Source organism: Streptomyces sp. MB09-01 (assembly GCF_033794505.1).
Taxonomy (GTDB): domain Bacteria; phylum Actinomycetota; class Actinomycetes; order Streptomycetales; family Streptomycetaceae; genus Streptomyces.
The window spans coordinates 1-7,856 of record NZ_JARAYQ010000325.1 but is presented as its reverse complement, the minus strand read 5'-3'; the positions used below and the strand labels follow the sequence as shown (position 1 = coordinate 7,856).

8 protein-coding genes and 1 pseudogene are annotated in these 7,856 nt (G+C 75.8%); 6 read left to right on the top strand and 3 right to left on the bottom strand.

The features are described 5' to 3' along the window. Positions 1-807 (top strand): VWA domain-containing protein (locus PV721_RS38525; protein ID WP_319732785.1); only part of this gene is annotated, 807 nt, incomplete at its 5' end. A 36-nt stretch (positions 808-843) separates the two neighbouring features. Here the strand turns inward: PV721_RS38525 and PV721_RS38520 are convergent. Both PV721_RS38520 and PV721_RS38515 read right to left on the bottom strand, forming a co-directional pair. Next, a pseudogene (locus PV721_RS38520) lies at positions 844-1,647 on the bottom strand (helix-turn-helix domain-containing protein). A 54-nt stretch (positions 1,648-1,701) separates the two neighbouring features. Then, on the bottom strand, positions 1,702-2,721 hold the full coding sequence (locus PV721_RS38515; RefSeq protein WP_319732783.1) for a DMT family transporter: 1,020 nt from the start codon (positions 2,719-2,721) through the stop codon (positions 1,702-1,704). A gap of 29 nt (positions 2,722-2,750) precedes the next feature. On the opposite strand from PV721_RS38515, the gene PV721_RS38510 reads away from it, so the two are divergent. Genes PV721_RS38510 through PV721_RS38495 form a run of 4 tightly spaced genes read left to right on the top strand, consistent with a single transcriptional unit; the run spans position 2,751 to position 5,962 of the window. Continuing rightward, positions 2,751-4,268: a PLP-dependent aminotransferase family protein gene (locus tag PV721_RS38510; protein ID WP_319732780.1), complete on the top strand. Its 1,518-nt coding sequence runs from the start codon at positions 2,751-2,753 to the stop codon at positions 4,266-4,268. 43 nt (positions 4,269-4,311) lie between these two features. Next, the gene (locus tag PV721_RS38505; protein WP_319732779.1) at positions 4,312-4,761 is read left to right on the top strand and encodes an LPXTG cell wall anchor domain-containing protein; all 450 of its coding nucleotides are present in this window, start codon (positions 4,312-4,314) and stop codon (positions 4,759-4,761) included. 8 nt (positions 4,762-4,769) lie between these two features. Next, positions 4,770-5,444, top strand: a complete 675-nt coding sequence (locus PV721_RS38500) for a SigE family RNA polymerase sigma factor (RefSeq protein WP_319732778.1) — start codon at positions 4,770-4,772, stop codon at positions 5,442-5,444. Further along, on the top strand, positions 5,441-5,962 hold the full coding sequence (locus PV721_RS38495; protein WP_319732777.1) for a hypothetical protein: 522 nt from the start codon (positions 5,441-5,443) through the stop codon (positions 5,960-5,962). The genes PV721_RS38500 and PV721_RS38495 overlap by 4 nt, the downstream gene beginning before the upstream one ends. 21 nt (positions 5,963-5,983) lie before the next feature. On the opposite strand, the gene PV721_RS38490 is transcribed toward PV721_RS38495, so the two are convergent. Beyond that, a complete protein-coding gene (locus PV721_RS38490; protein WP_319732776.1) occupies positions 5,984-6,436 on the bottom strand; it encodes a MarR family winged helix-turn-helix transcriptional regulator in 453 nt (150 codons plus the stop codon). A gap of 178 nt (positions 6,437-6,614) precedes the next feature. Here PV721_RS38490 and PV721_RS38485 point away from each other — a divergent pair, with 178 nt between their 5' ends. Continuing rightward, positions 6,615-7,844 (top strand): MFS transporter, encoded by a 1,230-nt coding sequence (locus PV721_RS38485; RefSeq protein WP_319732774.1) that lies wholly within the window; start codon positions 6,615-6,617, stop codon positions 7,842-7,844. Positions 7,845-7,856 lie beyond the last annotated feature (12 nt).

The following is a 7,856-nucleotide window of genomic DNA, read 5'->3' as shown; positions in this document are numbered from 1 at the left end:
GCGCCGGAACCCCCGCTCCCGCAGCCGGCCCCGACGGTACGGCTGGCCAAGGGCGAGGAACAGCTGCCGCCCGCCGTGCGCGAACTCCTCTCCCTGCGCAAGCAGCAGGTCGCGGTCAGCCTGCGCAAGCAGGGCGTCACGACCCTGACCGCCCGCGTCGTCCTCGTCCTCGACGCCTCCGGTTCGATGGCGGCCCACTACACCCGCGGCACCGTCGCAGGAGTCGCCGAGCGCATGGCCGCCGTCGCCGCACAGCTCGACGACGACGGGCAGATGCAGGCCTGGACCTTCGCCACGAACCCGGCCCGCCTGCCCGACCTGGAGATCGGCGAGCTGCCCGAATGGCTGCGCCTGCACGTACGCGTCGGCCAGATCGGGCTGTTCGGGCGCCGCAAACCGCCCAAGGGGCTGGTCCCCGGCCAGATCGACATGCGCGCGGTCGGCATCGGCAACGAGGAGCAGAAGGTCATCGCGCAGGTGCGTGCCTTCGTACGGGACCACCCGGTGCCCGCCCCGACGCTGGTGCTCTTCTTCTCCGACGGCGGCGTGTACCGCAACGCAGAGATCGAGCGGGAGCTGCGGGAGGCCGTCGAGGAGCCGCTGTTCTGGCAGTTCATCGGCCTGGGCCGGGCCCAGTACGGGGTCCTGGAGTACTTCGACACCCTGCCCGGACGGCGGGTCGACAACGTCGGCTTCTTCGCGGTCGACGACATCGAGCGGCTCTCCGACCCGGAGCTGTACGACCGGCTGCTGTCGGAGTTCCCGTCCTGGGTGCGCGCCGCCCGCACGGCCGGCATCCTGCGCTGAACGGCCCGCGGCCGGTAGGTCGGCAGGCCCGCGCGTCTACCGCGCGGGCCCCCGGACCGACTGCTGGGCGCGGAAGCGTACGGGTGCCATGCCCCCCGGCGGCTGAACAGCCGGCTGAAGTGGGCCGGATCCTCGTGGCCGACCGCCGGGCGATCGCGGCGACCGGCAGGTCGGTGCGGGCCAGCAGCTCCTTCGCCCGGCTCAGCCTGATCCCGAGGAGGTACTCCTCGACCCCCTCCCCGGGGCTGCGCCGCACCGCCCGGCGCAACTGCGTCAGCGGCATCCCGAGCCGGGCCGCGTGCTCGGTCACGGATATCGGCAGCAGGGCGTCCCGCGCCAGCGCGTCCACCGCGGCGTCCCCGTGGCCGGACTCCCGGCACGGGCGTAGCGCAGGGCCCCGAGCAGCCCGCGCACGGCGGCCGCCGCCTCGACCTCCAGCAGCGGTCCGCCGCGCCGGGCGGCACCAGCGGGCGGTCCGGGGTGACGTGGCCCAGGTCGGTGCAGGCCGCCACGGCGGGCCCGGCGAAGTCCACGAAGCACTCGTCCCAGCCGGTCAGCGGATCGGGCCCGTAGCGGTGTCCCACTCCCGGCACCAGCCACAGCAGCGCGGGCGCGGCCACCGGCTGCGCCGGCCGCGCCGCCGTGGCCGAACCAGCCCCGGCCGCGGGTGACGACCACGGCGACGTGGTGGTCGAGCGCGCACGGGCCGACCACCGGCAGCACGCCCTGCTGGAATCCCGCTCCGAGGCAGACCGGGCCGAGCCTGCGGTGGTTGGCGGTGGGGGAGAAGCACCGCATCCAGCTGCTGTACGGGGGCGCGTGGCGAGCGGGTGTCGGCATCTGCGGATGGTGATCCACGAGCCCCGGCGCCCTCAAGAGGATGCGTCCGCCCGGTCATCGCGCGTCGGCCGCCCCGGTCACCGCCGGGTCCGCCCGGTCATCGCGGGCCGGCCGCACGGGCGTTGCGGGGGTCCGGCTCGGGCGCAGGCCCACGGCCAGCCCTGCGGCCACCACCAGCAGGCCCAGCCACACCGCCGGCCCCGGGACCCCGCTGCCGGCCAGGACCCCGGCGCCGGCCGCGGCCGGCGGGGCGACCCCGGTCAGCAGCCCTGCGCGGCCCGCGCCCACGGCGGCCACCGTGCGGTACCAGAGCAGGAACGCCACTGCCGTCACCATGACGGCGAGGTACCCCGCCGCCGCCCACTGCACCGGCCCGAGCGACCCCAGGTCGTCGGGGCGCTCGAAGACCACCGCGAGCCCCGCCAGCATGAACGCCCCCAGCCACACCGCGTGCACGGACACCCCCCACGCACCGTGCCGGCGCAGCACGGGCACGGCGAGCAGGGTGAACCCGGCCTCGCAGCCCAGCGCGAGCGCGGCCCAGCCCACCCCGGCGGCGTCCGTCCGGCCCGTCCCCTCGACCAGCACCGCCCCGGCCACCACCACCGGGGCCGCCAGCAGCACTTGGCGGCTGGGCCGCCGGCCCTCCAGGAACGGGCCGATCAGCCCCAGCAGAATCGGTACGGAGGCCACCGCCACGGCGATCACGGCCGGTTCGGCGTGCGCCACCCCGCGCACGACGGCCACGTTGAACAGCACCAGCCCGGTCGCCGCGATCCCGCCCAGCCACAGCCACTCCCGCCCGCGCGGCCGCAGGACCGGCACCCGCGCCGCGCGGGCCAGGGCGAACAGCAACAGCGCGGCGGGGGTGTACCGGACGGCCTGCGTGGCGAACAGCGGGGCGTCGACGAGCGACCGGGAGACGGTGACGCTGCTGCCGACCAGCGCCATCCCCGCGATGCCGGGGACCAGGTCCCGGAAGGCGGTGGAGGCTCCGCTCGTGCTCGTGCCGGGGCTGGTGCTCGAGCGCGTGGTTGCGGTCGCGGTCGCGGTCGGGGTGGAGGTTTTCTGCATGAGATCCAGCGTGGCCCCACAATGGTCCCGTGAGCAGGTCCAATGAAGGCGTGATCCAGGGGTCCAAAAGCCCGAGCGGCTCGGACTTCCTCCAGCTCGACCTCGGCCAGGCCCCGCCGGGCGGCCGCACCGACTGGCTGGCGGGCCGGCTCCGCGCGGCCATCGCCGACGGCCGGCTGCCCGTCGGCAGCCGGCTCCCAGCCAGCCGCGTCCTCGCCGCCGAACTGCGCGTCTCCCGCGGGCTCGTCACCGAGGCCTACCAGCGGCTGGCGGAGACCGGCCAGGTCCGCGGCCGGGGCCGGGCCGGCACCGTGGTGGTCGCAGCCCCGCCGCCGGCGGCCGGCCCGGCGCCCGCCCCGGACCGCGGCGGGCCGGTGGACGCCCTGCGCGCCGTGCCCTGCCGGATCGACCTCTCGCCCGGCGTCCCCGACCTCACCGCCTTTCCCCGTACGGCCTGGCTGCAGGCCGAGCGTCGGGTGCTCGCCGGTCTGACCCCGGCCGACTTCGGCTACGGCAACCCCCAGGGCGCGCCGGCCCTGCGCGAGGCGGTCGCCGGCTGGCTGGCCCGCAACCGCGGCATCCGCGCCGACCCCGACGAGGTGGTGATCGTCGCGGGCGTCGCCCAGGCCCTGGGGCTGCTGGCGCAGGTCCTGCGCGAGGAGGGCGTGCACCGGGTCGCTGTGGAGGACCCGGGCTCGCTCGGGGCCCGCCAGCAGCTGGAGTACGGACGGCTGGAGACCGTTCCCGTACGGGTGGACGAGGCCGGGCTCGACGTGGCCGGGCTCCGCGCGAGCGGGGCCGGGGCCGTGCTGCTCACCCCGGCGCACCAGTTCCCGACCGGGGTGGTCCTCGACGGCGAGCGCCGCCGGGACCTGCTCGGCTGGGCGGCCGCCGGGGGCCTGGTCATCGAGGACGACTACGACGCCGAGCACCGCTACGACCGCGCCCCCGTCCCCGCGCTGCGCGCCCTGCACCCCGAGGCCGTCTGCTACGCAGGGAGCGTCTCCAAACTCCTCGCCCCCGCCCTGCGCCTGGGCTGGCTGCTGGTGCCGCCGCGGCTGCGTGACGCGGTGACCGCCGCCAAGCGCTACGCCGACCTGGGCAACCCGGTCCTCGCCCAGCTGGTCCTCGCCCGGCTGATGGACTCGGGCGAGCTGGAGCGGCACCTGCGCCACGTCCGGCGCCGCCACCGGCGCCGCCGTGACGCCATGCTCGGGGCCCTCGCCGAGCACCTGCCGGGGGCCCGGGTGCACGGCGCCGCGGCCGGCCTGCACCTGATGGTCACCTTCGACGCGGCCGGTTTCGAGGACACGTCCCTGGCCTCGGCGGCGCTGGCCCTGGGCGTCAAGGCCCACCCGCTGTCCTGGCACCGGGTCCGGCCGGGCCCGCCGGGCCTGATCCTCGGCTACGCGGCCGGCTCGGCCGGCGAGATCGAGGAGGGCGTAGCCACCCTGGGCACCGCCCTGCGCGGGCTGCCGGAAACCGGGCCGAAAGTTTTTCCGGATCGGCGGCAACCTCCCGGCGGGTCGCGCGTCGTGCGGGGGTGAAGGGCGCAGTCCCGCGCCTTCGACCCGACCGTGGAGAACCACCGTGAAGAACCTGAAGCGTGCCCTGCGCGCCCCCCTGGCCGTCCGCCGGACGGCCGTGATCGCCGCCGCGGCCGCAGTGGCCGTCTCCCTCGCCGGGCCGGCCTCCGCGGCGAGCGGCAGCTCGCCCGCACCCGCTCCGGCGGTCAGCGTTCCGGCCAGTGCCTCTCCCAGCGAGGGCGGGGCCAAGCCGGCTCCCTCCGTCAGCACCCCTCCGAGCGAGGGCGCGAAGAGCGCGGCTCCCAGCGCCGCTCCCAGCGTCTCCGCGTCGAGCCCCGGGACGCCCGGTCCCAAGCCCAGCGCCTCCCCGTCCGAGGCGGGCCCCGCCGCCGAGGGGGCCGAGCTCGCGCATACTGGCTCCTCGGCGACCACCATGGCCCTCGGGGCGGGGGCCACCGGTCTGGTCCTCGCCGGCGCCGGAGCCCTGTACGCCGTGCGGCGCCGCGCGAACTGAGGAATCCCGTGCTCCACCTCGCACCACCCGTCGGCCCTCTCACGCCCGGCTTCGGCCGGGCGTGGCGGGGCCTGTGGTCGTTGCTGCGCCGGGAGCGTTCCGCCCCGCCGGCCTCCCGGCGCGCGCACGAGTCCCCGTACGGGCCTTCGTACGCTTCCTCCCACGCGTTCGGGCACACGGGCCACGGCGAACCGCAGCCGCCCACCGTCACCGAGCTCTACCACGCGCACCGGCTGCGGATGGTCCGCCTGGCGGTGCTGCTCGTCGACGACCTGGCCACCGCCGAGGACGTGGTCCAGGACGCCTTCACCGCCCTGTACCGGCGCCACGGCGAACAGATCACCGAGGTCGACAACGCCCTCGGCTACCTGCGCACCGCGGTCGTCAACACCTCGCGCTCCGTGCTGCGCCGCCGGCGCACCGTACGGGCCTGGACCCCGTCTCCGGAGGCCGACGTGCCGTCCGCCGAGGACCACGTGGTCCTGGACGAGGCGCACCGCGAGGTGCTCGCCGCGCTCGGCCGGCTGACGGCGCGCCGCCGCCAGGTCCTGGTGCTGCGCTACTGGGCCGATCTCAGCGAGGCGGAGATCGCGGCCACCCTCGGGATCAGCCGGGGAGCGGTCAAGTCCAATGCGAGCCGCGGTCTGGACGCGCTGGAACGGATTCTGGAGGGACGGATATGACGCGTGACGGGGAACGCCTCGCCGAACGCCCGGTCGAGCGGCGGCTGCGGCAGGCCCTCGACGCCCGCGCGGACAGCATCGACGTCCGCCGGCTGCGCCCCGCGGATCCGCCCGGACCGCACGTGAGGCGGCTGCCCGTGGAGAGGCTGCGGCGGTTCGCGCTGCCCCTGGCGGGCCTGGCGGCGGCTGCGGCCGCCGGGATCGGTTACCTGCTGCTCGCCCCGGATCCGGTGCCCGGCCCGACGCCGCCGGCCACCCCGCCGAAGGTCACGGGTCCCGGCCTGTCCCCGGAGCCGTCGCCGACGCCCTCGCCGAGGTCCGCCGGTTCCGCGCAGCCGAGCCCGGGCGTGGACGCGTCCGTGCGCCCGGTGGAATCGCCGTCTCCGGCCGCGTCGGTGAGCCCGCCGACCGCGCCCGCCTCCAAGGGCTCGGGGTCGGTGTCGCCGTCGGCGGTCCCGTCCACCCCGTCGGGCCGGGCGGTAACCTCCTCGCCGCCGGCCACCGGCGGTCCGCGCTAGCAGCCTCGGGGGCGCGCGGGGTCAGCGGCGGAGGTTCTCCACGGCCGACACCAGCGGGGCGAGTTCCGGGTTGCGCGAGGCCTCGTCCAGGGCCTCGCGCAGGGCGGTGTCGTTCGTGGGCCGGGCCGCGGCGAGGAGCGCCAGGCCCGCCTCGCTCACGTCTGTGTAGATGCCCCGGCGGTCGGTGTCGCAGATGTAGCGGTTCAGCAGGCCGCGGTCCTCCAGCCTGCTGACCAGCCGGGTCGTCGCGCTCTGGCTGAGCACCACCGAGTCGGCGACCTGGTGCATCCGCAGGTGCCCGCCCGGCCCGTTGTGCTGGCGGCTGAGGACGTCGAGGAGCGAGTACTCGCGCACGCTCAGGCCGTGCCCGGCCTGCAGGGCCCGTTCGATGTGCGTCTCGATCCGCCCGTGCAAGAGGGAGAGGGCGCACCAGCCCTGGGAGAGGGCGGTGAGCGCGCCGTCCGTGGCCGTCATGGGCTTCCTCCGTCGAAGCGTGCTGCCGTGCGGGTGTGTGATCCCAGGATAGGACACCCGTGCAATAGCCCGCGCTTGCAAATATCCCGCGTCTGCAATTAATGTGGACGCACGTAAGCGGCGACCGCAATCGAGTGCCGCACCCGCACCCGCACCTCCCCTGAAGGGCACCTCCCCCATGCCTCTCGCACTCCTCGCCCTCGCCGTAGGGGCCTTCGGGATCGGCACCACCGAATTCGTGATCATGGGCCTGCTCCCCGAGGTCGCCGGAACGTACGGCGTCTCGATCCCCACCGCGGGCTTCCTGGTCACCGGCTACGCCCTCGGCGTCGTCCTCGGCGCTCCGCTGATGACCGTCCTCGGTACCCGCATCCCCCGCAAGCGCATGCTGATGCTGCTCATGGGCCTCTTCATCGCGGGCAACGTGCTCTCCGCCCTCGCCCCCGCCTTCGGCGTCATGCTGGCCGGCCGCGTCGTCGCCTCCCTCGCCCACGGAGCCTTCTTCGGCATCGGCGCGGTCGTCGCCGCCGAACTCGTCGCCCCCCAGAAGAAGGCCGGAGCCATCGCCATGATGTTCACCGGCCTGACCGTGGCCAACGTCGTCGGCGTCCCGCTCGGCACCCTCGTCGGACAGACCCTCGGCTGGCGCGTCACCTTCCTGATCGTCGCCGCGCTCGGTGTCGCCGGGCTGCTCGGCATCGCCCGCCTGGTCCCCGAACTGCCCCGGCCCGAGGGCGGCGTACGGATCCGCCGCGAGCTCGCCGCCTTCCGCAACGTCCAGGTCCTGCTCGCGATGGCGATGACCGTCCTCGGCTTCGGCGGCGTCTTCGCCGCGATCACCTACATCACCCCGATGATGACCAACGTCGCCGGCTTCGCAGGCTCCTCCGTCACCTGGCTCCTCGTCCTCTTCGGCCTGGGCATGGTCGCCGGCAACCTCATCGGCGGCCGGTACGCCGACCGCGCGCTCATGCCGATGCTGTACGTCTCCCTCGGTGCGCTCGCCGTCACCCTGGCCGTCTTCACGCTCACCGCCCACACCAAGGCCGGCGCCGCCGTCACCGTCGTGCTGATCGGCGCCCTCGGCTTCGCGACCGTGCCGCCGCTCCAGAAGCGGGTCCTGGACCAGGCCGCCGGGGCGCCCACCCTGGCCTCCGCCGTCAACATCGGCGCCTTCAACCTCGGCAACGCGCTCGCCGCATGGCTCGGCGGGCTCGTGATCGCCGCCGGACTCGGCTGGACCGCCCCGAACTGGGTCGGCGCGGCACTGGCCGCCTCCGCCCTGGTGCTCGCCCTCGTATCCGGCGCACTGGAACGCCGTACGGCAGGACGCGCCGCCCGCGCAGGCCGGGTCGTCGCGGCAGCCGCGGCCCGCGAGACGACCTCCGCCGCACCCGCCCGCCACTGATCCACCCCCTTC

Coding starts and splice junctions, on each gene's coding strand:
- PV721_RS38515 (WP_319732783.1), bottom strand. CDS start 2,721: ATGCAGAAAACCTCCACCCCGACCGCGACCGCGACCGCAACCACGCGC.
- PV721_RS38495 (WP_319732777.1), top strand. CDS start 5,441: ATGACGCGTGACGGGGAACGCCTCGCCGAACGCCCGGTCGAGCGGCGG.
- PV721_RS38490 (WP_319732776.1), bottom strand. CDS start 6,436: ATGACGGCCACGGACGGCGCGCTCACCGCCCTCTCCCAGGGCTGGTGC.
- PV721_RS38485 (WP_319732774.1), top strand. CDS start 6,615: ATGCCTCTCGCACTCCTCGCCCTCGCCGTAGGGGCCTTCGGGATCGGC.